Source organism: Gemmobacter aquatilis (genome assembly GCF_900110025.1).
In the GTDB taxonomy this organism is placed as follows: Bacteria; Pseudomonadota; Alphaproteobacteria; order Rhodobacterales; family Rhodobacteraceae; genus Gemmobacter; species Gemmobacter aquatilis.
Map to the genome: position 1 here is coordinate 45,404 of NZ_FOCE01000001.1, position 26,257 is coordinate 71,660.

The 26,257-nt window shown below is 63.4% G+C and carries 25 protein-coding genes; 5 read left to right on the top strand and 20 right to left on the bottom strand.

Going from position 1 to position 26,257, the window contains the following annotated elements:
• Positions 1-44: 44 nt before the first annotated feature.
• Positions 45-1,034, bottom strand: coding sequence for a rhamnose ABC transporter substrate-binding protein (gene rhaS, locus BMX43_RS00220; protein ID WP_091295009.1), 990 nt, complete (start codon positions 1,032-1,034; stop codon positions 45-47).
• Between the two features lie 30 nt (positions 1,035-1,064).
• The gene (locus BMX43_RS00225) at positions 1,065-1,877 is read right to left on the bottom strand and encodes a DeoR/GlpR family DNA-binding transcription regulator (protein ID WP_091295013.1); all 813 of its coding nucleotides are present in this window, start codon (positions 1,875-1,877) and stop codon (positions 1,065-1,067) included.
• Positions 1,878-2,042: 165 nt separating this feature from the next.
• Between BMX43_RS00225 and BMX43_RS00230 the strand changes: the two genes are divergently transcribed.
• The 3 genes from BMX43_RS00230 to BMX43_RS00240 are packed head-to-tail and all read left to right on the top strand — an operon-like array spanning position 2,043 to position 6,562.
• Entirely contained in the window at positions 2,043-4,139 is a 2,097-nt protein-coding gene (locus BMX43_RS00230; RefSeq protein ID WP_425431755.1) for a bifunctional rhamnulose-1-phosphate aldolase/short-chain dehydrogenase, read from the top strand.
• A gap of 12 nt (positions 4,140-4,151) precedes the next feature.
• On the top strand, positions 4,152-5,297 hold the full coding sequence (locus tag BMX43_RS00235) for an alpha-hydroxy acid oxidase (protein WP_091295020.1): 1,146 nt from the start codon (positions 4,152-4,154) through the stop codon (positions 5,295-5,297).
• 20 nt (positions 5,298-5,317) lie between these two features.
• On the top strand, positions 5,318-6,562 hold the full coding sequence (locus BMX43_RS00240; protein WP_091295024.1) for an L-rhamnose isomerase: 1,245 nt from the start codon (positions 5,318-5,320) through the stop codon (positions 6,560-6,562).
• Positions 6,563-6,633: 71 nt separating this feature from the next.
• On the opposite strand, the gene iolG is transcribed toward BMX43_RS00240, so the two are convergent.
• From iolG to BMX43_RS00280, 8 genes are all read right to left on the bottom strand, one after another.
• On the bottom strand, positions 6,634-7,635 hold the full coding sequence (iolG, locus tag BMX43_RS00245; RefSeq protein ID WP_091295029.1) for an inositol 2-dehydrogenase: 1,002 nt from the start codon (positions 7,633-7,635) through the stop codon (positions 6,634-6,636).
• Positions 7,636-7,651: 16 nt separating this feature from the next.
• A complete protein-coding gene (locus BMX43_RS00250) occupies positions 7,652-8,389 on the bottom strand; it encodes a 3-methyl-2-oxobutanoate hydroxymethyltransferase (RefSeq protein WP_245749333.1) in 738 nt (245 codons plus the stop codon).
• A gap of 76 nt (positions 8,390-8,465) precedes the next feature.
• A complete protein-coding gene (locus BMX43_RS00255; protein WP_091295035.1) occupies positions 8,466-9,239 on the bottom strand; it encodes a TIM barrel protein in 774 nt (257 codons plus the stop codon).
• A 1-nt stretch (position 9,240) separates the two neighbouring features.
• A complete protein-coding gene (locus BMX43_RS00260; protein ID WP_091296948.1) occupies positions 9,241-9,552 on the bottom strand; it encodes a MocE family 2Fe-2S type ferredoxin in 312 nt (103 codons plus the stop codon).
• Positions 9,553-9,647: 95 nt separating this feature from the next.
• Complete coding sequence (locus BMX43_RS00265; RefSeq protein ID WP_091295040.1) at positions 9,648-10,466, bottom strand: ATP-binding cassette domain-containing protein; 819 nt, start codon at positions 10,464-10,466, stop codon at positions 9,648-9,650.
• Positions 10,466-11,473 (bottom strand): ABC transporter permease, encoded by a 1,008-nt coding sequence (locus BMX43_RS00270; RefSeq protein ID WP_091295042.1) that lies wholly within the window; start codon positions 11,471-11,473, stop codon positions 10,466-10,468. The genes BMX43_RS00265 and BMX43_RS00270 overlap by 1 nt, the downstream gene beginning before the upstream one ends.
• 80 nt (positions 11,474-11,553) lie before the next feature.
• On the bottom strand, positions 11,554-12,525 hold the full coding sequence (locus BMX43_RS00275) for a substrate-binding domain-containing protein (protein WP_091295045.1): 972 nt from the start codon (positions 12,523-12,525) through the stop codon (positions 11,554-11,556).
• Positions 12,526-12,621: 96 nt separating this feature from the next.
• Positions 12,622-13,638, bottom strand: a complete 1,017-nt coding sequence (locus tag BMX43_RS00280) for a sterol desaturase family protein (protein ID WP_091295052.1) — start codon at positions 13,636-13,638, stop codon at positions 12,622-12,624.
• A gap of 276 nt (positions 13,639-13,914) precedes the next feature.
• Here BMX43_RS00280 and BMX43_RS00285 point away from each other — a divergent pair, with 276 nt between their 5' ends.
• Both BMX43_RS00285 and BMX43_RS00290 read left to right on the top strand, forming a co-directional pair.
• Positions 13,915-14,943 carry a LacI family DNA-binding transcriptional regulator gene (locus BMX43_RS00285; RefSeq protein ID WP_217643917.1) on the top strand — a complete coding sequence of 343 codons (1,029 nt, stop codon included), beginning with the start codon at positions 13,915-13,917 and terminating at the stop codon, positions 14,941-14,943.
• A gap of 112 nt (positions 14,944-15,055) precedes the next feature.
• Complete coding sequence (locus BMX43_RS00290; RefSeq protein WP_091295061.1) at positions 15,056-15,460, top strand: VOC family protein; 405 nt, start codon at positions 15,056-15,058, stop codon at positions 15,458-15,460.
• A 192-nt stretch (positions 15,461-15,652) separates the two neighbouring features.
• Here the strand turns inward: BMX43_RS00290 and BMX43_RS00295 are convergent, their stop codons facing one another.
• The 10 genes from BMX43_RS00295 to BMX43_RS00340 all read right to left on the bottom strand — a co-directional run bounded on the left by BMX43_RS00295 (position 15,653) and on the right by BMX43_RS00340 (position 26,257).
• The gene (locus BMX43_RS00295) at positions 15,653-16,723 is read right to left on the bottom strand and encodes a Gfo/Idh/MocA family protein (RefSeq protein ID WP_091295066.1); all 1,071 of its coding nucleotides are present in this window, start codon (positions 16,721-16,723) and stop codon (positions 15,653-15,655) included.
• A gap of 44 nt (positions 16,724-16,767) precedes the next feature.
• Entirely contained in the window at positions 16,768-17,529 is a 762-nt protein-coding gene (locus tag BMX43_RS00300) for an ATP-binding cassette domain-containing protein (RefSeq protein ID WP_091295070.1), read from the bottom strand.
• A complete protein-coding gene (locus BMX43_RS00305; RefSeq protein ID WP_091295074.1) occupies positions 17,526-18,827 on the bottom strand; it encodes a sugar ABC transporter permease in 1,302 nt (433 codons plus the stop codon). The genes BMX43_RS00300 and BMX43_RS00305 overlap by 4 nt, the downstream gene beginning before the upstream one ends.
• 85 nt (positions 18,828-18,912) lie before the next feature.
• Positions 18,913-19,935, bottom strand: a complete 1,023-nt coding sequence (gene xylF / locus BMX43_RS00310) for a D-xylose ABC transporter substrate-binding protein (RefSeq protein ID WP_091295076.1) — start codon at positions 19,933-19,935, stop codon at positions 18,913-18,915.
• A 162-nt stretch (positions 19,936-20,097) separates the two neighbouring features.
• Positions 20,098-20,922 carry a TIM barrel protein gene (locus BMX43_RS00315; protein WP_175481975.1) on the bottom strand — a complete coding sequence of 275 codons (825 nt, stop codon included), beginning with the start codon at positions 20,920-20,922 and terminating at the stop codon, positions 20,098-20,100.
• Positions 20,923-20,951: 29 nt separating this feature from the next.
• Positions 20,952-21,923, bottom strand: a complete 972-nt coding sequence (locus BMX43_RS00320; protein ID WP_217643918.1) for a Gfo/Idh/MocA family oxidoreductase — start codon at positions 21,921-21,923, stop codon at positions 20,952-20,954.
• Entirely contained in the window at positions 21,923-23,041 is a 1,119-nt protein-coding gene (locus tag BMX43_RS00325) for a Gfo/Idh/MocA family protein (protein ID WP_091295083.1), read from the bottom strand. The genes BMX43_RS00320 and BMX43_RS00325 overlap by 1 nt, the downstream gene beginning before the upstream one ends.
• Complete coding sequence (locus tag BMX43_RS00330; protein ID WP_091295086.1) at positions 23,038-24,018, bottom strand: NAD(P)-dependent oxidoreductase; 981 nt, start codon at positions 24,016-24,018, stop codon at positions 23,038-23,040. Before BMX43_RS00330 ends, BMX43_RS00325 begins: the two co-directional genes overlap by 4 nt.
• A complete protein-coding gene (locus BMX43_RS00335; protein WP_091295090.1) occupies positions 24,018-24,827 on the bottom strand; it encodes an HpcH/HpaI aldolase family protein in 810 nt (269 codons plus the stop codon). The genes BMX43_RS00330 and BMX43_RS00335 overlap by 1 nt, the downstream gene beginning before the upstream one ends.
• A complete protein-coding gene (locus tag BMX43_RS00340; protein ID WP_091295093.1) occupies positions 24,824-26,257 on the bottom strand; it encodes an NAD-dependent succinate-semialdehyde dehydrogenase in 1,434 nt (477 codons plus the stop codon). Before BMX43_RS00340 ends, BMX43_RS00335 begins: the two co-directional genes overlap by 4 nt.

The window sequence follows — 26,257 nt, forward strand, 5'->3', positions numbered from 1 at the left end:
CCCGGCGGAACAGCTTCCGCCGGGCCTGAACCTGTCAAGGATGATCAGAAGATCGACTTGAACTCGGCAATGTTCGAGGCGTCATAGGTGAAGGGGTCCGACATGGCCGCTTCGCCGTTCTCGTCCAGCGTCGCAGTGCCCATCCGGCCCATCGGGATCGAGGCGCCCGCTTCGGTGGTGGCCCCTTTGTTGATGTTGTAAGCCAGCATGGTTGCGGCATAGCCCAGATCAATCGGGTTCCAGATCGCAAAGGATTTGGTGGCGCCCGATTCAACAGCCCCCGCCATTTCCGACGGCAGACCCAGGCCGGTCACGTTCACCTTGCCGATCAGACCGGCATCGGTGATTGCCTGACTTGCGGCCAGAATGCCCACGGTTGTCGGCGCGATGATGGCTTTCAGGTTCGGATACTTGGCCACAAGACCCTGGGCTTCGCGGTAGGATTTGTCGGCAAGGTCATCGCCATACACCACGTCCACAAGGTTGACGCCCGGATAGTTCGGCAGCACCTTTTTGGCTTCTTCGATCCAGGTATTCTGGTTGGTCGAGGTCGAGGTGGCCGACAGGATCGCCACATCGCCGCCTTCGGGCATGTTGTCGGCAGCCAGCTTGATGATCGTGTTGCCGATCAGGGCGCTGGACGACGGGTTCAGGTGCATCTGGCGACCGTCCTTGGCCACACCTGAATCCCACGAGATCACCGTGATGCCACGCTCCATCGCCTTTTGCAGCGTCGGGGCAACGGCGTCGGGGTCATTGGCCGAAATGGCAATCGCGTCCACGCCTTGGGCGATCAGCGCATTGATCACTTCGATCTGGCCTTCGGCAGTGGTGTCGGTCGGGCCGGTATAGATGATTTCCACATCGCCCAGTTCCTTGGCCGCTTCTTCGGCGCCCTTGTTGGCCGCTTCGAAGAAGCCGATGCCAAGCGCCTTCACCACGATCGCGATCTTCACAGTCTCGGCAGCGGCAGTCTGGCTCATCAGTGCGGTGGCCAGCGCCGCCGTCGTCAGGATCTTCCTCAGAATGCTCATTGTTTTCCTCCCTATGAGCGGTGTTTTGCGTCAGGCTTCGCTGGCGCGCTCGGCAGTTCTGTCCGCGGCACCCACCTGCACCACGATCAGCCGGATATCCGCCTGTGCCAGCATTTCGACATCGCGATCGGAGATGCCGTCATCGGTGATGACGGTGTGGATCCGTGACAACGGGCACAGCAACAGGCTGGACCGCGCCGCAAATTTCGTGCTGTCACACAGGATGATCAGCTCTTCCGCCTGCCCGATCAGCTTTTGTTCGGCCTGCGCCAGCAGCGGGTCGCCCTCCATGAGCCCCAGAGGCCCGAGGCCCCGGCACCCCATGAACATGCGTTTGGCGTAGAAATGCTTCGAGCCATCTTCATCGAAGGGCGACAGGATGATGTTCTGCTCGCGGTAAATGGCGCCCGCAGGCAACAGGACCGTGTTGCGACTGTGTTTCAGCAAATGGTCGGCAATCGGAAAGCTGTTGGTGAACACCTGCAGCTTCATCGCCGTCAGCGGATGCACCATCTGAAAGGTCGTGGTGCCGCCGTTGATGATGATGGGCGAACCATCGACGCAAAGATCTGCGGCCGCCCGCGCAATCGCCCGCTTTTCGGCCAGACGGATGCCCTCGTTCACCGAGAACGGCCGGGCATTGATGCCGACAAACTGCGGCGGCGTCACCGATTCCGCCCCGCCCCGCACCCGGCGCAGCTTTTTTTGAACATGCAGCGTGGCGATATCACGCCGGATCGTCGCCTCTGACGCCCCGGTCAGCGTCACAAGGTCGGCCACGGTCACAACGGGCCGGCCTTCAACTGCAGACAGAATGATCCTGTGGCGTTCGCTTTCGTGCATGTCGTCCTCCCTGATCGCAAAGCTTCCACTGATTCCGATCACTGTCAATCATTATCAATCATAAATTACATTTCTGCGCTGCAGCATGATTGAATTTGATTGTTTATGATTGACTCACGCCCCCATTCTGGCACATTTGCCACAGACGTAGAGGGAGGACATGGCGTGACCCACACCGACACCGGGCTGATAAACCTTTGGGATTCAACGAAGGCGAAGGCCATGAGCGAGGCTGAAAAGCTGCTCTACCGCTCCAACCTCCTTGGGTCGGACAAGCGAATCACCAACTATGGCGGCGGCAACACCAGCGCCAAGGTGATGGAGAAAGACCCGCTTTCCGGCGATCTGGTCGAGGTGATGTGGGTCAAAGGGTCGGGCGGTGATGTCGGCTCCATCAAGATGGACGGGTTTGCTACGCTGTACATGGACAAGCTGCGCGCGCTGAAAGGCGTCTACAAGGGCGTGCACATGGAAGATGAGATGGTGGGCTATCTGCCGCACTGCACGTTCAACCTGAACCCGCGCGCCGCCAGCATCGACACACCGCTTCACGCCTATGTGCCGAAAAAACACGTCGATCACATGCACCCCGATGCCATCATCGCCATCGCCGCCGCGAAGAATTCCCGCGCGCTGACGGCGAAGATTTTCGGCGATGACATCGGCTGGCTGCCGTGGAAGCGCCCCGGCTATGAATTGGGTCTGTGGCTGGAAGATTTCTGCCTGAAGAACCCTAAGGCCAAAGGCGTGGTGCTGGAATCGCACGGGCTCTTCACCTGGGATGACGATGCCGAGGAATGCTACAAGCTGACCCTCGCCACCATCCAGAAGGCGATGGATTGGTTCGCGGCGGAAACCGCTGGCAAGACCATCTTCGGCGGTGCCGTGACGACAAGCCTGGCCCCCGATGCCCGCCGCGCCGTGGCCGCCAGACTGATGCCCGCCATTCGCGGCATGATCTCCAGGGATCACGCCATGGTCGGCCATTTTGATGACCAGCCCGCCGTGCTGGAATTCGTCAATTCCGCCAGGTTGAAGCCCCTGGCGGCACTCGGCACCTCCTGCCCCGACCATTTCCTGCGCACCAAAATCTGCCCGCTGGTGGTGGATTTCAATCCCGCCACCCCGGATGTTGACGCCACCCTTGCCGCGCTGGCCGGCCAGATCGAAGACTACCGGCAGGGCTATGCTGCCTATTACGACCGCTGCAAACACGAAAATTCCCCACCCCTGCGCGACCCCAATGCGGTCGTCTATCTGGTGCCCGGCGTGGGGATGCTGACCTTCGCCAAAGACAAGGCCACCGCACGGATTTCGGGCGAGTTCTACGTCAACGCCATCAACGTCATGCGCGGGGCGGATACCGTCAGCGAATACTGCGGCCTGCCGGAACAAGAGGCTTTCGACATCGAATACTGGCTGCTGGAAGAGGCAAAGCTGCAGCGCATGCCCAAGCCCAAATCGCTGGCGGGGCGCGTGGCGCTGGTCACGGGCGGCGCGGGGGGCATCGGGTCGGCTACGGCGGAACGGATGCTGAAAGAAGGCGCTTGCGTGGTTCTGGCCGATATCGACGGCAAGGCAGCGGCCGATGTGGCGGCAGGCATGGCCAAGGTGTTTGGCCGCGACGTGGTGCGTTCGCTTCAGATGAATGTCACCGACGAGGCGCAGGTGATCGCCGCCTATGCCGAAACCGCCGTTGAATTTGGCGGCGTGGACATTCTGGTGTCCAACGCCGGCATCGCAAGCTCCGCCCCGGTGGAAGAAACCAGCCTTGCGCTATGGAACAAGAACATGGACATCCTGTCCACCGGCTATTTCCTGGTCAGCCGCGAGGCGTTCAAGGTCTTGCGCGCGCAAGGCATAGGCGGCTCTGTCATTTTCGTCGCCTCCAAGAACGGCCTCGCCGCGAGCCCCAACGCCTCTGCCTACTGCACCGCCAAGGCCGCCGAGATTCATCTGGCCCGCTGCCTTGCACTGGAAGGCGCGGAGGCGGGGATCCGGGTGAATGTGGTCAACCCGGATGCCGTGCTGCGCGGTTCGAGAATCTGGTCCGGCGAATGGCTGGATCAGCGTGCGAGCACCTACAAAACCGACAAGGAAGGGCTGGAAGAGATGTATCGCAACCGCTCCATGCTCAAACGCTCGGTCTATCCTGAGGATATTGCCGAAGGGGTCTATTTTTTCGCGTCTGATCTTTCGGCCAAATCGACGGGCAATATCCTGAACGTCGATGCCGGAAACGTGCAGGCCTTCACCCGCTGATCGGAACCCGCCATGCGCCTTGCCCAGTGCCACAACTTCCACGACTTTCGCACATTGGCCCGGCGCAGGCTTCCGGGGCCGATCTTCAACTATATCGATGGCGGGGCGGATGACGAATCCACCCTGCGCCGCAACAGCGCCAGCTTTGAGGCCGTTGATCTGGTGCCGCACGTCTTGCGCGGTGTGAAAGAGGTTGACCTTTCCACCACGATCATGGGCCAGAAACTGGCCCTGCCGTTCTACCTGTCGCCCACCGCCCTGCAACGGCTGTTCCACCCTCAGGGCGAACGCGCTGTCGCGGCGGCGGCGGCGAAATACGGCACGATGTTCGGGGTCTCGTCGCTGGGGACGGTTGCGCTGGAAGAACTCCGCGCCGCCCACAAGACCCCGCAGGTCTATCAGTTCTATTTCCACAAGGACCGCGGCCTGAACCGTGCCATGATGCAGCGCGCCAAGGCGGCCGGCGTCGAGGTGATGATGCTGACCGTGGACAGCATCACCGGCGGCAATCGCGAGCGCGACAAGCGCAGCGGGTTTTCCATCCCCTTCCGCCTGACACTGGGCGGCATGGCACAATTTGCGCTGAAACCGATGTGGGGGATCAACTATGTCACCCACCCGAAATTCAGCCTGCCGCAACTGGATGCGCATGTGAAGATGGGCGGCGGCACCATGTCGATCGGGCGCTATTTCACCGAAATGCTGGACCCGACGATGACCTGGGACGATCTGGCGGAAATGGTGCAGGACTGGGGCGGCAAGTTCTGTCTCAAAGGCATCATCCATCCCGACGATGCCACCCGGGCCGCCGATGCGGGCTGCGATGCGGTGATCCTGTCCAACCATGGCGGGCGTCAACTGGACGGCTCGCGCAGCCCCTTCGACGGGTTGGCCGAAGTGGTCGATACCGTGGGGGACAGGCTCGATGTCATCATGGACAGCGGCATTCAGCGCGGCACCCATATCGTGAAAGCCCTGTCGCTGGGGGCCAAGGCCGTGGGTCTGGGCCGCGCCTATCTTTTTCCGCTGGCCGCCGCAGGCCAGGCCGGGGTGGAGCGAATGCTGGGACTGATGAAAGACGAAGTTGAACGTGACATGCGCCTGATGGGGGCGGCCCGCGTGGCTGACCTGTCGCGCAACAATCTGCGGTTCCGCTGAACCGTGCCAAGGGGGCTTGAATGACAACCGCTTATACCGCCGCAAGACAAGCCTTTACTGACTGGGGGGTCGATACCGAACAAAGCCTTGCTGCACTGGCAGGCATCCCGATCTCGGTGCATTGCTGGCAGGGCGATGACGTGAAAGGCTTCGAACAGAAATCGGGCAGCGCGGGCGGCGGCATTCAGGCCACCGGCAACCACCCCGGTCGCGCCCGCACCCCTGATGAGCTGCGCGCCGATCTGGAGTTCGCCTATTCCCGGATTCCCGGCCGTCATCGGCTGAACCTGCACGCGTTCTACCTCGATACCGATGAAACCCCCGACCGAGACGCCATCGAATACCATCATTTCGCCCCTTGGGTCGATTGGGCGAAAGACCAGAAGATCGGGCTGGATTTCAACCCCACATTCTTTGCCCATGCCAAGGCGGACGACAACCTGACGCTGTCCCACCCCGACAAGGGCATCCGCGATTTCTGGATCGAACACGGCAAACGCAGCCGCGAGATCGCGGCACGGATCGGTGCCGAACTGGGTAGCGCGGCAGTGAACAACATCTGGGTTCCCGATGGGTCAAAGGATGTTCCGGTGGACCGCATTTCAGCCCGCAGACGGCTGGAAAGCTCACTCGATGCCATTCTGGCGCAACCGCATGACACGGCCCATCTTCTGGATGCGGTGGAATCGAAGCTGTTCGGTATCGGCGTGGAATCGATGACTGTCGGCAGCCATGAGTTTTACCTCGGCTATGCCATCCGCAAGAACACGCTGCTGTGCCTCGACATGGGCCATTTCCACCCCACCGAAAACATTGCCGACAAGCTGTCATCCGTGGCTCTGTCGGTGGATCGTCTCCTTCTCCACGTCTCGCGCCCGGTGCGCTGGGACAGCGACCATGTGATCCTTCTGAATGACGACATCCTCGCCATGGCGCAGGAACTTGTCTTTGCCGACCTTCTGGGCCGCACCCATATCGGCCTTGATTTCTTCGACGCCACCATCAGCCGCACCGCCGCCTGGGTCATCGGAACCCGCAACATGCAAAAGGCGCTGCTGCGCGCGCTGCTTCTGCCCCGGGACAGCCTGAAAGCCGCTGAAACGGCGCTGGATTACACCCGCCGCCTGATCCTGACCGAGGAGCTGAAAGATCTGCCCTTCGCCGCCGTCTGGGCCGAGTTCTGCGCGCGCCACAACATGCCGACCGGGCGGTCCTTGCTGACGGATCTGACCGCCTACCAAGCCCGTGTTGCAGCGCGGGGCTGACGCAGACAAGGGCGGTGAGGGGTCCGGCCATCCAAGGCCCCTCACCGCTTTCTGCAAGGGCCTCCCTGGCTTTATGTCAGCACGCTTGCCAGACTGACCGGGGTGCCCGATCGGGCCGAAAGCGTGGCCGCTTCAGCCATGGCAAGGGCTGCGATCCCATCGGCCAGCGTCACCGGCAGAACGGTGCCGCCGGTGACGGCCACCACAAAGGCTGCCCATTCTGCGGCATAGGCGGGCATGTAGCGTTCCAGGAAGAAATAGGTGGGTTTCGCGCCGGTCACGCCTGCGGTCGTGGATTTGACCACGGTGTTTTCCAGCATGTTCTGCGCCTGCAACAGCCCTTCGGACCCCAACAACTCAACCCGCTGGTCATAGCCATAGACCGCACGACGGCTGTTCTTGATGACCGCAATCCGACCATCGGCATAGGTCAGCGTGACCACGGCCGTATCCACGTCGCCTGCCGCGCCAATCGCCGGATCGACGATGGACGTTCCCACGGCCGACATGGTGACGGGGGACGCCCCCATGATGAAATTGGCCATGTCGAAATCATGGATCATCATGTCGCGGAACAGCCCGCCCGAGACCTTGATATAGGCCACTGGCGGGGGCGCCGGGTCGAACGAGGTGATCGACAGCAGTTCGGCCTTGCCGATCTCGCCCTTGTCCAGCGCGGCTTTCAGCGCGGCGAAATTCGGATCAAAGCGGCGGTTGAAGCCGATCATCACCGGTTTGCCCGTGCTGGCAACGGCGGTCTGGCAAGACTGCGCCCGCGCCAGCGACAGATCCACCGGCTTTTCGCACAGCACCGCCTTGCCCGCTGCGGTGGCGCGCTCGATCAGGTCGGAATGGGTGTCGGTCGAGGTGGCGATCAGCACGGCGTCAATCGACGCATCGGCCAGAATGGCATCGGTGGTGCGGGCCTCGGCCCCGTATTGCGCGGCCAGTTTGGCGGCGGCGTCAGCGTTGATATCCGACACCGCGACAAGACGACTGCCGGGGTTGGTGGAAATGGCGGTGGCATGCACGCCCGCAATGCGGCCTGCGCCAAGAAGAGCTACGTTCAACATGTGATGTCCTTGTCAGTTACAGGCCCAGATCGGCCTTGAAAGCGGCGAATTCAGCGTCTGCCATGGCGACGTTGTGCTGCGGTTCGGGATAGCTGCCTGCGTTCACGTCGGCGATGAATTCGCGGAAGGCGGCGATGCGTTCGGTTTGCAGCCGGGCGTATTCGGCGGCGAAGGTGCGGTAGGTTTTGGCATGACGCGGCTTGTGGCCATCGGTGCAGCCCAGCACGTCTTCGGCGAACAGATATTGCGCGTCGGCTCCGGGGCCCGCGCCCATGCCCAGCATGATCATCGGGGTGTTTTGCGAGATCAGCGCGCCCAGACGGTCCGGCACCACCTCCAGCTCGGCCCCAAAGCAGCCGATGGCTTCCAGCTGTTTCACATGGTCCCAGACCGACCGTGCCTCGGCAGCGGTTTTGCCCACCGCGCGCCAGCCGGTAAAGGTGATGTAGCTGGGGATCAGGCCGACATGGGCGACCACGGGCATGTGGTTGTCGCACAGCGCCTTCTGGATATCCAGACTGGCGGCGCAGTAGAAGCAATCGCCCCCCATCGCGGTGAATCTGAACGCCGCGCGGAGGTAGTCTTCCGCCGTCGCCAGCCCACCATAGGGGCCGAAGGGCAGACCGACCTGCACGAAACAGCGGCCTGCCGCCTCGCGCATCTCAGGGGTGAAGAAGCGGCTTTCAATCGACAGCATGTGGATGCCCGCCGCATCGGCCGCGGCGGCTTCCTCCAGCGTGGTGACATAGAGCATGCTGATTTTCTGCCCCCGCGCTTTCATGGCCCGCATGTCGTGGACCGTGGGGCGATTGGCTTTGTGGACCATGATGTTACACCGTGAATGCGTTGCGGAAGGCTTCGAGGGCAGCCTCTTCATTACCCCTGGCAAAGCCTTCAAGGCCGACAGGGCCGGAATAGCCCATGGTTTTCAAATCCTTGGCGATGGCGTGATAGTTGATCTCGCCCGTGCCCGGCTCGCAGCGGCCTGGGTTGTCGGCCACCTGCACCTCGCCGATCCATGGCAGGCATTTCTCGCACCAGCGGATCAGATCGCCCTCGCCGATCTGGGTGTGGTAGAGATCAAGGTTGATGCGAAGCTCGGGGCGATTGACCGAGGACACCAGCGCCAGCACATCGGCCGTTGACCCGAAGGGGCAGCCGGGATGATCCAGCAGGTTCAGGTTTTCCAGCGTGAAAACCACGCCCAGTTCCGCCCCCAGATCGCAGATGCGGTTCAGCGTGTCGCGGGCCTTCAGCCACATTGCGCCCGTCACCACCTGCGTCTGCCAGATCGGGATGCCGCCATCACCCAGCCCCGTGCCGTGCAGGTTCAGCCGGTGCACGCCGAGCCGTTTGCCCACCTGCGCGGTTTCACGCGCCGAGGCCAGCAGCAGGTCAGCGCCCGCATCATCGGCAAGACGACCCTCGAGATAGCCATTCATGATGGTGAAAGTGGCCCCCGTGGCTTCCAGTTTGGCCAGATCCCAAGCGGGCCAGTTCCACAGGCCAACACCAAAGCCCATCTCTTTCAGACGCGACGCGCGCCACTCGATCGGGCGGTCGCGCCACAGCATTTCGGCGCAGGCGGCAAGGGGGAATGTCATGTCAGATCTCGATATACACAGCGCCGTCTTCGACTTTGACGGGGAAGGTTTTCAGGTTGATGCAGGCGGGCGCGCGTTTGGCCTCGCCGGTGCGGTAGCAGAAGGTGGCGCTGTGCTTGGGGCATTCGACCGTGCCCTCCATCACCAGCCCGTCGGCGAGATGCACCTTTTCGTGGCTGCAAATGCCGTCCATGGCGAAGAACTCGTCTTCTTCGCTGCGAATGATGATGAAGGTCTGCGCGCCGTGATCAAAGCGCATCAGATCGTCAAGGTCGATGTCGGTGGTGGCGCAGGCGCGTATCCAGTTGGGCATGATCAGATCCATCGGTTTTTGGGTGCCCCGGCCCGGTGAGGATCGGGCCGGGGCGATGATCGGTGTCCGGGGGAAACTGGACACCGACGGGGAGACTATTGCGCCGGGGGCGGCGGGTGGCCGCCATGGCTGTTCATGTAGCTTTCAATCTCGGCCTCGAGGCTGGCCATCGAGGCCCCGCCTGCCATCAGATCGGTGATTTCTTCGCGGGTCTTTTCGCCCTTGTGGAAGTCGGCGGCGACCGCGCCGCGGATCAGCACCGCGAAGTGATCGCCCACCGCCATGGCGTGCATCACCTGATGGGTGATGAAGATCACCGCGAGGCCCCGCCGTTTCGCCTCGTTCACGATGCGCAGAACATGGGTCGCCTGCTTGACACCAAGCGCGGCGGTGGGCTCATCCAGGATCAGTACCCGCGCGCCGAAATGCACGGCGCGGGCGATGGCCAGCGATTGACGTTCGCCGCCTGACAGACCGCCGACCAGACGGTCGCCGTCGTCGATCCGGGTGATGCCGAAATCGCGCACGGCCTTGACGGCAATGTCATTGGCGCGGTTGCGGTCATAGACCTTGAACGGCCCGAAGCCCCTGGTCGGCTCTACCCCCACGAAAAAGCTGCGACCGATGGACATCAGGGGGAAGGTGCCACCGAACTGGTGCACCGTGGCGATGCCCTTTTCAGATGCGGCGCGCGGGGTCGGCAGGCTGACGCTTGTGCCATCCATCTCGATGGTGCCGGAGCTGGGTTGGTGCACGCCCGACATGATCTTGATCAGCGTGGATTTTCCGGCGCCATTGTCGCCCAGCAGGCACAGAACCTCGCCCGCGCGGACCTCCAGCGTGATGTCATGCAGCACGTCGATGGGGCCGAAGGATTTGTTGACGCCACGCAGCGCAAGGATTGGTGCGGCCATCACTTGCCCCCTTTCTTCGGCGCATAGGACAGCGCCATTTTGCGGAAGGTGTTGTTCATCAAGACTGCGCCCAACAGCAGCACGCCGATGATGAGCGACGACCAGTTGCGGTCAAAATCGGTGTAGTAGATGCCTTGCGTCACGATGGCGAAGGTGATGGTGCCGAAGAAGATCCCGATCACCGACCCGAAGCCCCCCGTCAGCAGCACGCCCCCCACCACCACCGAGATGATCGCGTTGAAGATGAACGACTGCCCGCCCGCCACCTGGGCCGAGTTGTAGAGGATCGCCTGACACATGCCGACAAAGGCGGCGGAGGTGGAGGACAGCACGAACAGCACCATGGTCAGCCGCTCGGTCGGGATGCCGGCGTTGCGGGCCGAAACCTTGTCGCCGCCCATGGCGAAAACCCAGTTCCCGAAGGGCGACAGGTGGACAAAAAACACATACAGCGCCGTCAGCCCCAGCCACCACAGCACCATGACCTGCATCTGCCCGCCCAGCACGAAATCGCCGAACATCACCTTGGCCACGCCTTCGGTTTTCAGGGCGACCGAGGTGGATTTGGTGATCAGCACAGTCAGGCCCAGCACGACGCCCTGAACGGCAAACAGGGTGCCCAGCGTCACGATCAGAGACGGCACGGCGGTGCGGATCACCAGAAAGCCATTCACCAGACCGACGATCACGCCGAAAGACAGCGCCGCAGCAATGCCCATCCAGATCGGCAACCCGTAATGACCCGAGATCACGGAAACGGTCATCGCGCCAAAGGGCACCATGGCCCCGACCGAGATGTCCAGCTCGCCCGCGATCATCAACAGGCCCAGCGGAATGGCGATGACGCCAAGGTTTGCGGCAACGTTCAGCCAGCTTGCCATGCCGGAGGGTTTCAGGAAGGTGACTCCGCCAAAGATGGCAAAGAAGATGAGGACGGCGAAAAGGCCAAGCGCGGCCCCCGCTTCGGGGCGGCGCGCAAGGGCGCCAAAGGAAAAGGTTCTGGACATGATGCCCCCGGAATGGCTGCGAAAAACGGGCGAGGTGTGGGGTCCGGCCAACCCGTGGCGGGGGCCGGACCAGTGTCAGATCAACGCGCGCCTTTGGCCACCCCGGCCAGCGTGGCGTCGATGTTGGACGCATCCACAATCCCCGGGCCGGTCAACACCGGGAACACCGGCAGGTCGGTGCCAAAGTCGATATGCGAGGCCAACAGGCTGACCGCCAGGAAGGATTGCAGATAGGGCTGCTGGTCGATGGCAAAGGCCTGGGTGCCGCCCTTGATACGGTCAAGACCCGCCTGGTTCATGTCGAACGAGCCCAGCAGGGTCTTGCCCGCCTTGCCCGCCTGATCCACCGCGATGGCCGCGCTGTCGGCGTCGCCCGCCGAGATGGTGATGACGCCGTCGATGCTTTCATCTTTCAGCAGTTCCGCCTTGATCGCCTCGGCCACGGCGGTGGCATCGCCAAAGCTGGTGGTCGGCAGCGGCAGTTGCGCACCCTTGCCGCCTGCGGTGGTCACGCCATCTATCACGCCCTTGCAGCGGGCCTCGGTGTTGGATGCGCCCGGCAGGGTGTTGATGCAGAGCACATTCTTCTGCCCGCCCTTGCCGAAATACTCGCCCCCGGCCAGACCGGCCACATATTCATCAGAGCCGACATAGTTGATCGCGCCCAGTTCGGTCGCCTTGTCAGCGCCGCCCGCATTCATCAGGATCACCTTGATCCCTGCGGCGATCGCATCCTTGATTGCGGGATCTTCCGCCTCGGGTACCCAGTTCGGGATGACCAGACCATCAACCTCCATCGAGATCGCGGTGCGGATCAGTTGCACGACATCGGGGGCGAAGTTGTCGTAATTCACCAGACGCAGGTAGTTCACGCTGCCGCCATTGGCGACGACGCCGGGGGTGGCATCGTCGATGCCCTTCTTGATGATGTTCCAGAAGGCATCGTCATTCGACCCGCCGATCACCGCGATATCGGCCGACATCGCCGCCGAAGCGCTGCTGATCAGGGCCGTGGTTGCCAATGCCTTGGCGAGGGTTTTCATATAGCTCATGTGTCGTCTCCTCCCTTGTCCCGCCGTTGGTGGCGGGTTTTCAATCTTTGGGTTGACCTGCTGACCCGGCCTCCCTGCCGGGTCAGCGGGGATGGATCATCCGCGCGTCGCCTTGGCGTTCATCCGCGCTTTCTTTTTCTCGAACCGGGCCTGCATCTGCGCATCGCCCGCTTTCGATCCGTCGTGGAAATAGCCAAACCACTTGTCCAAAGGGATCAGCCCATCGCCGCCATAGTTCACTTCGAAATACTTGTGGTGCAGGTAATGGGCGTAGGCGTGGCTGTCCAAAGTGCTGTCTTCGGTGATCTCCAGCTTGTCGAACCCGATATGGCCATTCACCGCGCCAAACCCCGCCAGATGCAGTTGGAACATTGCAATGATCGGGTTCGAGGGGATCACAAGGTGCCACAGCGCAACGGCGTGATACAGGAAGCCTTCGACCGGGTGCATCGACAGCGAAGACCACGGGCTGGGGTTGACCGAGTTGTGGTGCACCGAATGCACCCATTTATAAAGCAACGGCGTGTGGATCAGGCGGTGAATGCAGAAGAAATGCACCTCATGGATCGCCGGGGCCAACAGGGTCAGCGTGACCAGCCACAGCCAGTTGTCAGACCAGGTCAACCATGGAACGGCGCCCGTGGCATAGGCGTGCAGAAAGATCACCTGCACCAGCGTCCACAGCGGGATCGAGAGGAAGAAGCTGCGCAGGAAGTTGTCGATGTTCTGCGATTTGAACCAGAACACATCCGAAGGCTGTTCGGCCGGGAATTTCGCGTTGTACTTGAACCGCGTGCCCTGCTTTTTCTTTACATACCAGAACAGCTCCACCCCGCCGTAAAACACGAAGATCGCGGCAGCGTTCACGGCGTAAAGCCAGAGCGCCCAGCCAAAGGACAGGGTTTTCATCACCTCGACATCGGGCACGACATAGAACCACCAGATCAGCGTGGTGGCCATGTGGAAGGCATTCCACGGGAACAGGTATTCCGGGATCCAGGCCAGGACTTTCGGCAGGCTGAACGGGCGCTTCCAGAACGGTGGCACGTCCAGAACCGCAGACGGGGCCCAGTCGCCACGTTTGTTCCGGGTGCCGAATTTCAGATCGTCCATCTTTCACCTCCGTCTATTAACCGACTGGTTTGCAGAGAAAATACGCGGTCACGCCGTGCCCGTTACGCACGGTGCGCGGTCTGGCTTTGCAGCCCGGTGCTTTGGTAAATTTCCCCTGCTGCGGCGTCTGTCGGGGGTGGCCCTGCAAGGCGCCGCATGGATGATGGTTAGACTTTCAATTCCACGACCGATCAAGAATGGAATTTTTATTTGCTTAATTTCGTCTCAAATGTATCATCTGGTATCACAAATGATATGATTTGAGATGTGCTGCAGATGACCCGCCCCACGATCCGTGATCTGGCCAATGCGGCCGCCGTTTCCGTTGCCACCGTGAACCGGGTTTTGGCAGGCGCAGCCAATGTGCGGGCACCGACCCGGCTTCTGGTGCAGGAAGCGGCAGAGAGAATCGGCTTCTATGGCTTGGGAACCATCCAGTCCCGCGTGGCCGCCAGTCGCCCGAAATACCGCTTTGGCGTCCTGCTGTTACAGCCGCACCGCCCGTTCTACCAGAATATTGCCGCCGCCCTGCGCCGCGCCGTAGCCGAGACGATGGGCGCCGAGATCGACCTGCGGATCGAGTTTCTGGAAGATCTGGCGCCACAAAATACCGCAGCACGCGCCCTGAACCTGGCCGAGCATTGTCAGGCCATTTGCATCGTCGCCGCCGTTCACCCGACAGTCACCGAGGCCGTGGCGCACATACAGGCGCGCGGTGTGCAGGTCTTTGCTCTTGTGGGGCAGTTGTCGGCCAGCGGGCAGGTGCCCTATATCGGTCTGGACAACTGGAAGGTCGGGCGCACCGCCGCTTGGACCTTTGCGAATGTCTGCAAGGGCCCCGGCAAGATCGGCATCCTCATGGGCAACCCGCGCTACCGCAATCAGGAAATGAACGAGGCGGGGTTCCGCTCTTATTTCCGGGAACATGCGGCGGGCTTTACCTTGCTGGAGCCGGTCTCGACCTTCGAGGCCGCGGCCATTGCGCAGGACATGACGGAAAGGCTGCTGACCGATCATCCTGACCTTGCCGGGCTGTATGTCTCGGGCGGGGGGATAAGCGGGGCCTTGGCGGCGCTGCGGGGGCTGGGGCGGGCGGGGCAGATCGTGACGGTGGGTTACGATCTGTTCGACGTGACCCGGATGGCACTTCTGGACGGGACAATGACCCTTGTCATTTCACACGCGCTGGACCGGCTGGCCCGCGAGGCGCTGGACGTGATGATCAAAGCCTGTGCCGCGCCCGCATCCGGCGCGAACCTGACCCGCATTGTGCCGTTCGAGCTTTACACACGCGAGAACCTTTAGGCCCATGATCGCCGTGTGAGGCGCCCGGCTCCGCTGCGCTGACGCCGCAAGAACGCTGGCGCAGAATCGCAGGGGAGCGTAAACTGCATATGTCCAAGGCGAGGAGGGTGCCATGCAACTCAATGCCAGTCAGGTGACAGTGATGCTTCCGGTTCGAGATGTGGTACGGGCGCGCGACTTCTATGAGCGTGCACTTGCGCTTCCGTCGGGCGAGGAACGACCCGATGGCAAGATCGTCTATCACTGCGGTGGCGCCGAAATCGCGCTGTTCCCGAAACCCGAAGGGACCAAGGCCGAGCATACTGCACTGAGCTTCAGGGTAGATGACATTCTGGCCGCGATTGCGGATCTCGAAAGCCGTGGCGTGGTCTTCGCGGACTATGATCTGCCGGGTTTCAAGACGGTCGGGCACGTCTGCGTGTTGGGCTCGGAAAAGGCGGCATGGTTCAGCGACCCCGAGGGCAACATCCTCTGCCTGCATGAGGATCTTGCGGCGCCGTCGGCCCGGATGCGCTGATCAGCAGCCCGGGCTGTTCGCTTCTGGCAGATTTCCCCGAGGACGCCCAAGGGAACGTCATCGAGGGTCAGAAGGAGCACGGCAGCCGGGCAATCGCATCTGCCACGCACGAGAACGGCATCCTGCGTGGACAATATTGGCGGCAGAGGGTTGGTTGCCTTGTCTTTCGTGCCTTGAGCGCGCCGACCCGGCTTACAGCAGCAGGCGTTTGTGCGTTGTCGGGAATGACCGCAGCATGTCTGGCGTGATGTCGTGGCGGAAGGGCTGGGGCGCCAAGGGGATGGTCGCCCCCGTGCGAGCCGCCTCTTCGATGGCCAGCAGCACCCGCATATCCGACTGCCCCTCATGCCCGTCCGCCTCGGGCGGCACGCCCTGCAGGATGCAATCCGAGAAATAGGCGATCTGGCCGGCAAAATGATCGACATGCGGGAAGGCGCGCTCGGTCACGCCCCCGGCCTTTCGGATCTGAAACGTCATGGCGGATTCAAAGCGAAAGGCTGGATCGACCACGATCTCGCCCGCTGTGCCAAGGATGCGGATGGTTTCCGACATCTCCGACCCGAACGAGCAGAAGAATTGCGCCAGCCGCTCGCCGGGAAACCGCAAGGTGACGGCAAGGCTGGCATCAATTTCGGTAAAGCGGGCATCCTGCGGCGGGCGGCTGGCCATGGCCTGCACGCTGATCGGTTCGGCGCCGAACACATGCCGCGCGGCATTGAGGCAATAGACCCCGACATCCTGCAACGGCCCGCCCCAATGGCCTGCTTGCAAGCGATGATTGCCCGGCTGCGCCTGAAACCCGAAGGTCGATGCGAAATAGACGGGCGCCCCGATCTGGCCCGAGCGCACGGTTTCCAGCAGGGCATGGGTGCCCGGCTCGTTGTGCAGGCGGTAGGCGGTCATCAGAAAGGCACCGCTTTCCTGCGCGGCGGCGATCATCGCGTCGCCTTCGGCCAGCGTGGTGGCCAGCGGCTTTTCCACCATCACATGTTTGCCCGCCCGCAGCGCGCGAATGGCGTAATCGGCATGCAGAGAATTGGGCAGCGCGATATAAACCGCGTCAATCCGATTGCTGGCGATCAGCGCATCGTAATCGGCATAGCCCAGAACTTCGGGCACGTCGTGAAACGCGGCCAGACGGCGCGCACCCTCGGGGCTGCCCGAAACGATGGCCTGCATCCGGGAATTTCCGGTTGCGGCCACCGCGGGCATGAAGGCCTCTTGCGAGATCCAGCCCGCGCCGATGACGGCATAGCGTATCATGGAAAATCTCCTGAAAAGGGAAGAAGCGCGCCTTGCGGCGCGGTTCAGGCCGCCAGATGGGCGGGTTTCTTGCCAAGGATGATCATGCCGAGGATATCATCATCCGTCACCTCGTCCACCTTCACCGTGCCGACAAGCTGGCCGTTTTTCATCACGCTGGCCCGGTCGCACAGTTTCATCACGCTGTGGATGTCATGTTCGATCAGGAAGATGCCCAGACCCTGCGCCTTCAACTCCTGAATAAGCTCGGCCACCATCTGGGTTTCATGCGGGCCAAGCGCGGCGGTGGGTTCATCCATGATCAGGATCTTGGCGTTGAAATAGACCGCCCGCGCAATGGCCACCGATTGCCGCTGCCCGCCCGACAGGGCCGAAACCGGCACGTTGAACTTGCGGAAATTGGGGTTCAGGCGGCCCATGATCTTGCGGGTCTCCGCCTCCATCCGCGCATCATCGACCAGCCCGCGCGACAGGATCTCGCGCCCCAGGAACAGGTTGGAGGCGGCGTCGAGGTTATCGGCCAGCGCCAGCGTCTGATAGATCGTCTCGATGTTCTGGCTGCGGGCATCGCGGGGGTTTGCGATCTCGACCGGCTGGCCATTGATGAGGATCTGCCCGGCATCGGCCTGATAGGCGCCTGACAGGCATTTGATCAGCGTCGATTTGCCCGCGCCGTTATGGCCCAGCAGGCCCACCACTTCGCCGGGGTAAAGGTCGATCGACACATGGTCCACCGCCTTGATGCCGCCGAACGAGATGGAAATGTCGCGCATTTCGACCAGAGGGGTTTGTCCGTTCCGGGTCATTTCGTGATCCCCATGCGTTTGCGATACAGAATGTCCACCCAGACGGCGACGATCAGCACGAGGCCCACGACGATGTTCTGGAACGGCGTGTCCACGCCCACCATCGCCATGCCCGATTGCAGCGATTGCATGATCAGCGCGCCCAGCACGGCGCCATAGATCGTGCCCACGCCCCCGGCCAAGGCGGTGCCCCCGATGACGGCGGCGGCGATCACGCGCAGTTCTTCCAACATGCCGATATCATTGCCATGGCTTTGCAACCGTGCCTGCGCGATCAGTGCGGCAAGGGCGCAGAGGAACCCCATCAGCGCGAAGATCTTCACGGTCAGCAGACGCGTGTTGATGCCCGAAAGCTCTGCCGCGTCCGGGTTGCCGCCGGTGGCAAAGATATAGCGCCCCAGCCGGGTCTTGCGCGCCACCAGCGTCATTGCCACCACGACGAGGATCAGGATCAGCACCGAGATCGGCAGGCCGTGCATGGCGCTGTACCCTTCGGGCAGTACCTCGCCCTTCGCCTCGAACAGGCGCTTCAGCTTGGCAGCGGGGATCGGGTAGCGCGACAGCCAGCCGACAAAGGCCAGAATGGCCCCCACGATCAGCGCCATCATCACGCCCTCGGCCCAGATCGGCTTCACGATGAAACCATGGCTTTTCTTGGTGCGCCGCGCCGCCAGAATGGCCCAGACCGCAATGCCTGCGGCAATCAGCCCGACCGCCCAGCTTGCGCCTGCGCCCAGCACCCCTTCGGTGCCCCCGAACATCAGCAGGGTCGGGTCTGTCAACGATACCGATTGGCCGTTTGTGGTGAACCAGTTCACATTGCGCCAGACGAACAGCCCGCCCAGTGTGACGATGAAGGACGGGATGCGCTGATACCCCACCAGCCAGCCGGTTGCAGCCCCCATGGCGGTGCCTGCGGCAAAGCCGATCACGATGGTCAGCACCAACACCACCGGGTTGCCATATTGCAAGCCCAGCACGGCAGGCAGCCATTGCGTCTGGCTCATCGCCATAACGGCGGAACACATCGCCAACATGCTGCCAACCGACAGATCAATGTGGCGCGCCACGATCACAAAGACCATGCCGCAGGCCATGATCGCCACCGGCACTGTCTGCACGGCGATGTTGAAAACATTGCGCGGCCCGACAAAGGTGCCACCTGTCCAGATGGTGAAAACGATTGCCACCGCCGCAAAGGCGAACAGCATTCCCAACAACCGCACATCCAGTTCCAGCGTGTCGATGATGCTGCGTTTTGACGCGGTCGGCTGGGCGGTGTGCCCGTGATCCGTCATGTCTTTCTCCTCCCTGAAGACGCCCCCCGGCATCTTTTTGTTTCGGCACCCCGAGGTAAGGCGGGGCGCCGCGCCGTGACCGGCCTTATTCGCAGACGGCCACGCCGCTCACCCCGGCGCAGAGCGCTTCCTTGGTGATCCACCCGGCATCCAGCACCAGATTGAGGTTGTCCTTGGTGATCGGCACCGGCTTGAGCAGCATCGAGGTCAGCGCCTTGCCACCGGGCGAGGTGAAGGGGGCCGCACCTTCCACCTTGTCCATCGGCGTGCCACTGGCCAGCGCCACCGCGATTTCGCCCGCCGCCTTGCCAAGCGCGCGGCTGTCCTTCCAGACCGAAACCGTCTGGGTGCCAAGCGCCACGCGGTTCAGCGCCGCCATGTCGCCATCCTGGCCCGAAACCGGGATCCCCGCCATGCCCTGCGCCGTCAGCGCGGCCACCACGCCACCGGCGGTTCCGTCATTCGACGCGACGACGGCATCGACGCCGTTGTCGGTCTCGGTCAGGATCTGCTCCATGTTCTTCTGGGCATTGGCGGGCTGCCAGTCATCGGTATAGCTTTCGCCAACGATGGTCACATCGCCCGCGTCGATGGCGGCTTGCAGCACCTCTTGCTGACCGCCACGCAGGAAATCGGCGTTCGGGTCAACGGGCGAGCCCTTGATCATCACATAGCGCCCCTTCGGCGCGGCTTTCAGCACCTCACGCGCCTGCATCCGCCCGACTTCCACATTGTCGAAGGTCAGGTAGAAGGCGCGCGGGTCGTCGATCATGCGGTCATAGCCCACGACCGGAATGCCCGCATCGGCGGCGGCGTCCAGCGCCGGCCCGATCGAGGCACTATCTTGCGCCAGCACGATCAGCGCAGAACAGCCCTGGGTGATCATGCCTTCAATGTCGGCCAACTGCTTGGACGCCGAGGTTTGCGCATCGGCCGAAATATATTCGGCCCCGGCGGCGTCCAATGCCCCCTTGATCGCGGCTTCATCGGTTTTCCAGCGCTCTTCGCGGAAGTTCGACCAGCTGACACAAACCTTGAGATCCGCAGCCGATGCCGCCGAGGTCAGGCTCGCCACCGCGACGGATGCGAGCAGAAGCGTCTTTTTCATGTAGGTTCCTCCCATGGAATCACCGGCCCTCCCGGCGGTTGGCGATTTTCGCCTGTCGATATCTGATGCAATATCCATTGCATTGTCAATTTTTGTTTTTTGCAATTATCAATTCACTCCGGGACAGCCGGGGCGGGGCACATCGGCGCCCGCGACAGCCGGTCACGCCTGCGCGCCGATCAGCGCCGTGACAAATGCGAGGCTGGCATGCAGCCGGGCCAGCAGATCGGGGTCGGTCTGCACCTTGGGATCAAACGGCTCCATCGACACATACCCGCGATAGCCCGCCGCGATCAGGGCCGCCAGTTGCGCCACATTGCCAACGCGGTCATCGGGCCAGATCAGCCCGCGATCAGGTTCGGTCAGATCACCGGGCAGCAGATCGGTGCGGGAAATCCCCGACATATGGGCAAGGCCGATCCGTTCGGGGAAAAGCCGGTCATCGCCGCACCGATAGAACTGGAATGTGTCATAGCACAGCTGATAGGCATCCCAGCCGTCAATGTCGGTGACGGCGGCGACCGCCATGTCCTGCCGTTTCATGGTGGAGCCGCGCATCCCCAGCGGCTCGACATAGCCGGTCACGCCGTAATGAAGCAAGATCGGGCGCAACTGGCGTAGGCCGTCGCGCAGGTTGTGTTCGGCTTCGGCCTGTGTCCAGCCATGGCCTTCGTCATGGCGCGGGCACAGCACCACGCCCGGCGCCCCAAGGGCTGCGGCATAGGCGATGATCGCCTCGGCCTCGGTCGCGCGTTCGGGCGACCAGTCGTTGAAGCGTTGCAGGGCATTGACCGAAGCCACCGCCAGACCAGCGGCCTCCAGCTGCGCCCGCACCTCTGCTGCCGGGGTGCCATCGGCAAATTCGCGACCCTCGATATCGTTGCGGATCTCCACCGCCTGCACGCCTGCGGCGGCGGCAAGGGTAATGAACTCCGGCAACGCAAGCTGCGGGGCGCAGGTGCGGTTCAGGGCGAAACGGATGGGCATGGGCGGGGTTCCTGTGAAAACAGCGGGCATCAGGCGTAAAGTCCGGGGCGGGGATCGGCGCGCAGAGCGGCCTTCGCGCCGCTTGGCAGGGCGGCGGCGACCTGTTCTGCAATGGCTGTTGCAACATAGCCATCCCAGGCCGAGGCCCCCACCGGGCGGCCTGCGCCCACCGCATCGACCCAGGCCTGCATCTGCCGCCGATAGGCCTCGCGGAAGCGGGGCACCCAGTTGTCGGGATAGGCGTGGCCATGCCGCCCCGCGCGGTTGACCGTGGTCAGCGTCGGGGCGGCCATTTCCACCGTGCCGGCGCGCCCGACGATCTGGGCGTGAACGTGATAGCCATAGCCTGCGTTCATGTACACTTCAGTCGCAATGATCTGGCCCCGGTCGGTCTCCATCGTGATCATCAGCGGGTCACCGCCCGGCGCAGCCGTGATCTGTGCCGACACGGGTTCCGATCCCAGCAGCCAGCGGCTGATGTCGATCTCATGCACGAAGGAATTGGTGATCGACATCGCGCCGGTAAACCAATCCGGTGCGGCGGCATTGCGGTGGATGTTGTGCAGCAGAACCGGATCGCCGATCTGCCCCGCCGCAACGGTCTGCGCCATGTCGGCATAGGCCGGATCGAAGCGGCGCATATAGCCCACCGTGACCAGACGGCGGCCAAGCGCCACCTCTGCCTCCACCACGCGCAGCGCCTCGGTGGCGGTGGCGGCGATGGGCTTTTCGCACAGCACCGGCTTGCCCGCCGCAAGGCAGGCCAGCGCATAGCCCGCATGGGTGGCATCGGGCGAGGCGACGACCAGCGCGTCAATCTGCGGGTCGTCGATCAGGGCCTGCGCATCGGTGAAGACCCGCGCGCCCTGCGCCACCGCCGCCGCCCGATCCGCCGACAGGTCACAGACGGCGGCGAGGGTTGCCCCCGCCACCTCTTGCCGCAACAGGCGGGCATGTTCGGCCCCCATGACGCCCGTGCCGATAACCCCGACCCGCAGCATCACGCCACATCCAGCCAGCGCTGGTCGCGGCTGCTGCTCTGGATGGTTTCCACCAGCGTCTGGATGCGCAGGCCCTTGCGGAAGTTGAACGGCTCGGCTGCCTTGCCGGCGATGGCGTTGACGTAGCCCGCCACCTCGATCGCCTTCAGATCGTTGAAGCCCAGCTGATGACCGGGGGCGACACAGAACAGGCCATAGGGCGCATGATCCGGCCCGGCCTCGATCCGGCGGAAGCCCTGGCGGCCCTTGGCATCGGCGGCGCTGAAGAAGTTCAGCACGTTGAAATGTTCCTGACTGAAAGCCAACGCGCCCTTGGTGCCATAGATTTCAAAGTCATGCTGCATCTTGCGGCCGGTGGCGATCCAGTTGCCCTCGATGCTGCCGGTGGCGCCGTTTGCAAAGCGCAGGAAGGCGCGGCCCACGTCATCGGTAACCACCTCGCGGGTGCCGCCCTTGCCGTCGGGGCGGCTGGAGATCATGGTCACGCAATCGCCCATCACCCGGGTGATCGGGCCGCACAGGAATTCCGCCGTGGCCAGCGCATGGCTGCCGATATCGGCCAGCGCGCCACCACCTGCCGGATCGTGGCGGAAGGTGAAGGGGCCATTCGCATCGGCCATATAGTCTTCGCAATGGATGCCGCGATAGCCGCGGATCTCGCCCAGTTCCCCGCCCGCGATCATGTCGCGGGCAAGCGCCAGCATCGGGTTGCACAGGTAGTTGAAGCCGACCTGCGTCTTCACCCCCGCCGCCTCGGCGGCCAAGGCCATTTCATAGGCATCCTGCGCCAGCGGCGCCAAGGGCTTTTCGCAATAGACATGCTTGCCCGCCTTGATCGCGGCCAAAGCCATTTCCTTGTGCAGGGCATTGGGCGCGGTGATATCGACCACGTCGATGTCCGGGTCTTCGATGATGCGGCGCCAGTCGGCGGTGGCATTGGCAAAGCCGAAGGCGGCGGCGGCTTTCGCAGCGGCCTCGGGGGTGATGTCGGCCACCGTGTGCAGTTCCAGATCATAGGGCAGATCAAAGACCCGGGGGGCCGAGGCAAAGCCGAAGACATGGGTCTTGCCCATGAAGCCGGTGCCGATCAGGCCGATGCGCAGTTTGGGTTTGGTCATTTTGCAGCTTCCTTCCGGGCCAGCGCGCCCGCATTGACAACCAGCGCGGGGTCCAGCCGCCCCGCAAAGAAATCCAGCACATTCTGCACCGAATGGATGGCCAGACGTTCGGCCCCTTCGGCGGTCAATCCCCCGATATGGGGCGACAGCAGCACCTGATCGAAGCGCAGCAGCGGGTGTGCGGGCGCGGGGGGTTCGTCATCGAACACGTCCAGCCCTGCCGCCCCCACGCGGCCCTCCTGCACGGCGACGGCAAGGGCCGCCTCGTCCACGATGCCGCCGCGGGCGGTGTTCACGATCACCACACCCGGCTTGACCTGCGCCAGTTCCGCCGCGCCAAGCGCGGGCCGGTCTGCCTTGGGCATATGGACGGAAATCACATCCGCCAAGGCCAGCGCCTGCCCCAGATCGGACACCGGACGCACCGCGCCTTCGGGCCAGCCCTGCCGTTCCAGCCAAGGGTCATGGGCAATGATGGTCATGTCAAACGCCGCAGCCAGTTTGGCGACCTGACGGCCGATCCGGCCAAAGCCCAGCAAAAGCAGGGTCTTGCCGCCCAACTCGCCCGCCTCCAGCCGGTTGCGCCAGCCCCAGCCGGAGGGATCGCGCACCGCCCGATCCGCGCGCAGCACCCGCTTGGTGGCGGCCAGCATCATCATCATGGCATGTTCGGCCACGGCAACGGTGTTCACATCGCCCACCACCGACAGCGCAATGCCGCGCGCGTTCAGCGCGGCCACATCCACCGCGTCAAACCCCACGCCATGGCGCGACACGATCTGCAACCGCGCCGCCCGTGCCACGGTTTCCGCGCCCAGCGGCTGCGTGCGCAGCACCAGTGCATCGGCCTTGTCGATCAACGGGGCGTAAGAGGGTTCCGAAACCTCTTCCACCATATCGAAGCTCACACCGGCGGCGCCACGCAGCAGCGCCAGTCCCGAGGGGTGGATCTTGCCCGCAACAAGCACATGCGGCATCAGTAGGCCCCCTTTTCAGCGTGGTTCCCGGCGGTTTCGGTCAGCTTGCGAAAGCCCGCGACCGCCGCACCGGCTGCAGCGGCCAGAAAGCGGCTGTCGCCGCCGACCGTGGTCATGTCGAACCCCCAGCCGATGGCGCGGGCAGCATAGTCGGACGTGCCGCAATGCAGGGCGGCGCGCAGGCCATTGGCCTTGCAGGCGGTCACGATCCTTTGCAGCGCCGCGATCATCTCGGGCTCTTCACGGTCGAACCCGGGGGCAAGACGGCCTTGGGTCAGCGAAAGCGTCAGGTCGGCAGGCCCGACATAGAGGCCATCCAGCCCCGGCGTGGCGGCGATGGCATCGAGGTTGGCCATGCCTTCCGCCGTTTCGATCATGGCGAAGGCCAGCATATTTTCATTCGCTTCGCCCGCGTAATTCGCGCCCGCCGCAAAAGAGACGCGGGTGGGGCCGAAGCTGCGCTGCCCCAAAGGCGGATAGCGCATGTAGCTGACGAAACGCGCGGCATCTTCGGCGCTGTTCACCATCGGGCAGATGATGCCATAGGCCCCCGCATCCAGCGCCTTCATGATGATGCCGGGCTCCAGCCAAGGCACGCGGGCCAACAGCGTGGCACCAGAGGCGCGCATCGCCTGAAACATCGGCAGGACGGCGCTGTAATCCAGCGCGCCGTGCTGCATGTCGATGGTGATACTGTCAAACCCCTGCGCCGCCATGATCTCGGCGGTGAACGGGTTGCCGATGCTGCACCAGCCATTGACCGTGGGCCTGCCTTCGGACCAGAGCTGCTTGAGTTTGTTCGGGATCATGCCCACACCATCTGGCTGGATTTCACGTCAAGGTAATCGCGGATTCCTTCGGTGCCGCCCTCGCGGCCCATGCCGGAATGGTTGGTGCCGCCGAAGGGCGCCTCCGAGGCCGCCATGGCGAAAGAGTTGATCCCCACCATCCCGGCCTTCAGCGCCGCCACCGTGCGCCGGGCGCGGGCGGGGTTCCGGGTGAAGGCATAGGCCGAAAGCCCCATGTCCGTGCCATTTGCCCGGGCCAGAACCTCATCTTCGGTGCTGAACCGGGTGATCGCGGCGATGGGTCCGAAGTTTTCCTCGGCCATCACCGCCATGGCATCGGTGCAATCGGTCAGCACCGTGGGTTCAAAGAAATGCCCGGCATTGAACCCCGCGCCACGCTGGCCGCCGCAGGCGATCGTCGCCCCGGCCTGCACCGCGCCTGTCACGATCTTTTCCATTTCGGCCAGCCGGCCTGCATTGATCAGCGGCCCCATGCCGACCGAAGGGTCCAGCCCGTCGCCCAGCTTGATCGTGCGGGCGCGTTCGACGAAGCCCGCCACGAAGGCATCATGCAGGCTGTCATGCACATAGAAGCGGTCGCCGGTCACGCAGACCTGCCCGGCATTGGCGAATTTCGCCGGCACCACCACGTTCAGCGCGGCTTCCAGATCGGCATCGTCATAGACGATCACCGGGGCATTGCCGCCCAGTTCCATCGAGACCTTCTTCAGCGTATCCGCCGCATCGCGGATCATCTGCTGGCCCACGCGGGTCGATCCGGTCAGGCTGACCTTGCGCACCCGTTTATCGGCCATCAGCGGCGCATAGGTGGCCTGCGTCGGCCCGATGATCAGGTTGACTGCGCCGGCCGGCAGGGTCCCGGCGCGAACGCAGTCAACCATCACCATCGCCACGCCCGGCGTCTGCGACGAGGGACGGACGATGATCGAACAGCCCGCCGCAAGCGCGGGCGCCACCTTGCGCGCGATCAGCGCGGCGGGAAAGTTCCAGGCGGTGAAGGCGGCGACGATGCCCACCGGCTCGTGGTGGATCTCGAACCGGCCACCGGGCACACGGGATTCCACGATGCGGCCATAGATCCGCCGCGCCTCTTCGGCATACCAGCGGAACTGGTCGATGCAGAGCGCCCATTCCCGGCCCGCCTGCACGATCGGCTTGCCGGTTTCCAGCGTGATCATCCGCGCGGCCTCGTCGGTGCGGCGGATCATCTCGTCGGCAATGCGGTGCAGCGCATCGGCGCGGGTGAAGGCGGGGGTGGCGGCCCAGGCCCGCAGACCCGCCTCGGCGCTGGCAATCGCGGCCTCGGTATCGGCGATGTCGGCCACCGGGCACTGGCCCAACGGTTGTTCGGTCACCGGGCTGAACACCGGGGCGGTGCTGCTGCCGGGCTGCCATTCCCCGGCGATGAACAGGCCAAAACGGTCATACAT

Coding starts and splice junctions, on each gene's coding strand:
- BMX43_RS00330 (WP_091295086.1), bottom strand. CDS start 24,018: ATGCCGCATGTGCTTGTTGCGGGCAAGATCCACCCCTCGGGACTGGCG.
- BMX43_RS00285 (WP_217643917.1), top strand. CDS start 13,915: ATGACCCGCCCCACGATCCGTGATCTGGCCAATGCGGCCGCCGTTTCC.
- BMX43_RS00335 (WP_091295090.1), bottom strand. CDS start 24,827: ATGATCCCGAACAAACTCAAGCAGCTCTGGTCCGAAGGCAGGCCCACG.
- BMX43_RS00240 (WP_091295024.1), top strand. CDS start 5,318: ATGACAACCGCTTATACCGCCGCAAGACAAGCCTTTACTGACTGGGGG.
- BMX43_RS00315 (WP_175481975.1), bottom strand. CDS start 20,922: ATGCCCATCCGTTTCGCCCTGAACCGCACCTGCGCCCCGCAGCTTGCG.
- BMX43_RS00290 (WP_091295061.1), top strand. CDS start 15,056: ATGCAACTCAATGCCAGTCAGGTGACAGTGATGCTTCCGGTTCGAGAT.
- BMX43_RS00270 (WP_091295042.1), bottom strand. CDS start 11,473: ATGTCCAGAACCTTTTCCTTTGGCGCCCTTGCGCGCCGCCCCGAAGCG.
- BMX43_RS00260 (WP_091296948.1), bottom strand. CDS start 9,552: ATGCCCAACTGGATACGCGCCTGCGCCACCACCGACATCGACCTTGAC.
- BMX43_RS00325 (WP_091295083.1), bottom strand. CDS start 23,041: ATGACCAAACCCAAACTGCGCATCGGCCTGATCGGCACCGGCTTCATG.
- BMX43_RS00255 (WP_091295035.1), bottom strand. CDS start 9,239: ATGACATTCCCCCTTGCCGCCTGCGCCGAAATGCTGTGGCGCGACCGC.
- BMX43_RS00320 (WP_217643918.1), bottom strand. CDS start 21,923: ATGCTGCGGGTCGGGGTTATCGGCACGGGCGTCATGGGGGCCGAACAT.
- BMX43_RS00250 (WP_245749333.1), bottom strand. CDS start 8,389: ATGCTCTATGTCACCACGCTGGAGGAAGCCGCCGCGGCCGATGCGGCG.
- BMX43_RS00280 (WP_091295052.1), bottom strand. CDS start 13,638: ATGGACGATCTGAAATTCGGCACCCGGAACAAACGTGGCGACTGGGCC.
- BMX43_RS00265 (WP_091295040.1), bottom strand. CDS start 10,466: ATGGCCGCACCAATCCTTGCGCTGCGTGGCGTCAACAAATCCTTCGGC.
- rhaS (WP_091295009.1), bottom strand. CDS start 1,034: ATGAGCATTCTGAGGAAGATCCTGACGACGGCGGCGCTGGCCACCGCA.
- BMX43_RS00295 (WP_091295066.1), bottom strand. CDS start 16,723: ATGATACGCTATGCCGTCATCGGCGCGGGCTGGATCTCGCAAGAGGCC.
- BMX43_RS00235 (WP_091295020.1), top strand. CDS start 4,152: ATGCGCCTTGCCCAGTGCCACAACTTCCACGACTTTCGCACATTGGCC.
- BMX43_RS00340 (WP_091295093.1), bottom strand. CDS start 26,257: ATGTATGACCGTTTTGGCCTGTTCATCGCCGGGGAATGGCAGCCCGGC.
- BMX43_RS00275 (WP_091295045.1), bottom strand. CDS start 12,525: ATGAGCTATATGAAAACCCTCGCCAAGGCATTGGCAACCACGGCCCTG.
- xylF (WP_091295076.1), bottom strand. CDS start 19,935: ATGAAAAAGACGCTTCTGCTCGCATCCGTCGCGGTGGCGAGCCTGACC.
- BMX43_RS00305 (WP_091295074.1), bottom strand. CDS start 18,827: ATGACGGATCACGGGCACACCGCCCAGCCGACCGCGTCAAAACGCAGC.
- BMX43_RS00225 (WP_091295013.1), bottom strand. CDS start 1,877: ATGCACGAAAGCGAACGCCACAGGATCATTCTGTCTGCAGTTGAAGGC.
- BMX43_RS00300 (WP_091295070.1), bottom strand. CDS start 17,529: ATGACCCGGAACGGACAAACCCCTCTGGTCGAAATGCGCGACATTTCC.
- iolG (WP_091295029.1), bottom strand. CDS start 7,635: ATGTTGAACGTAGCTCTTCTTGGCGCAGGCCGCATTGCGGGCGTGCAT.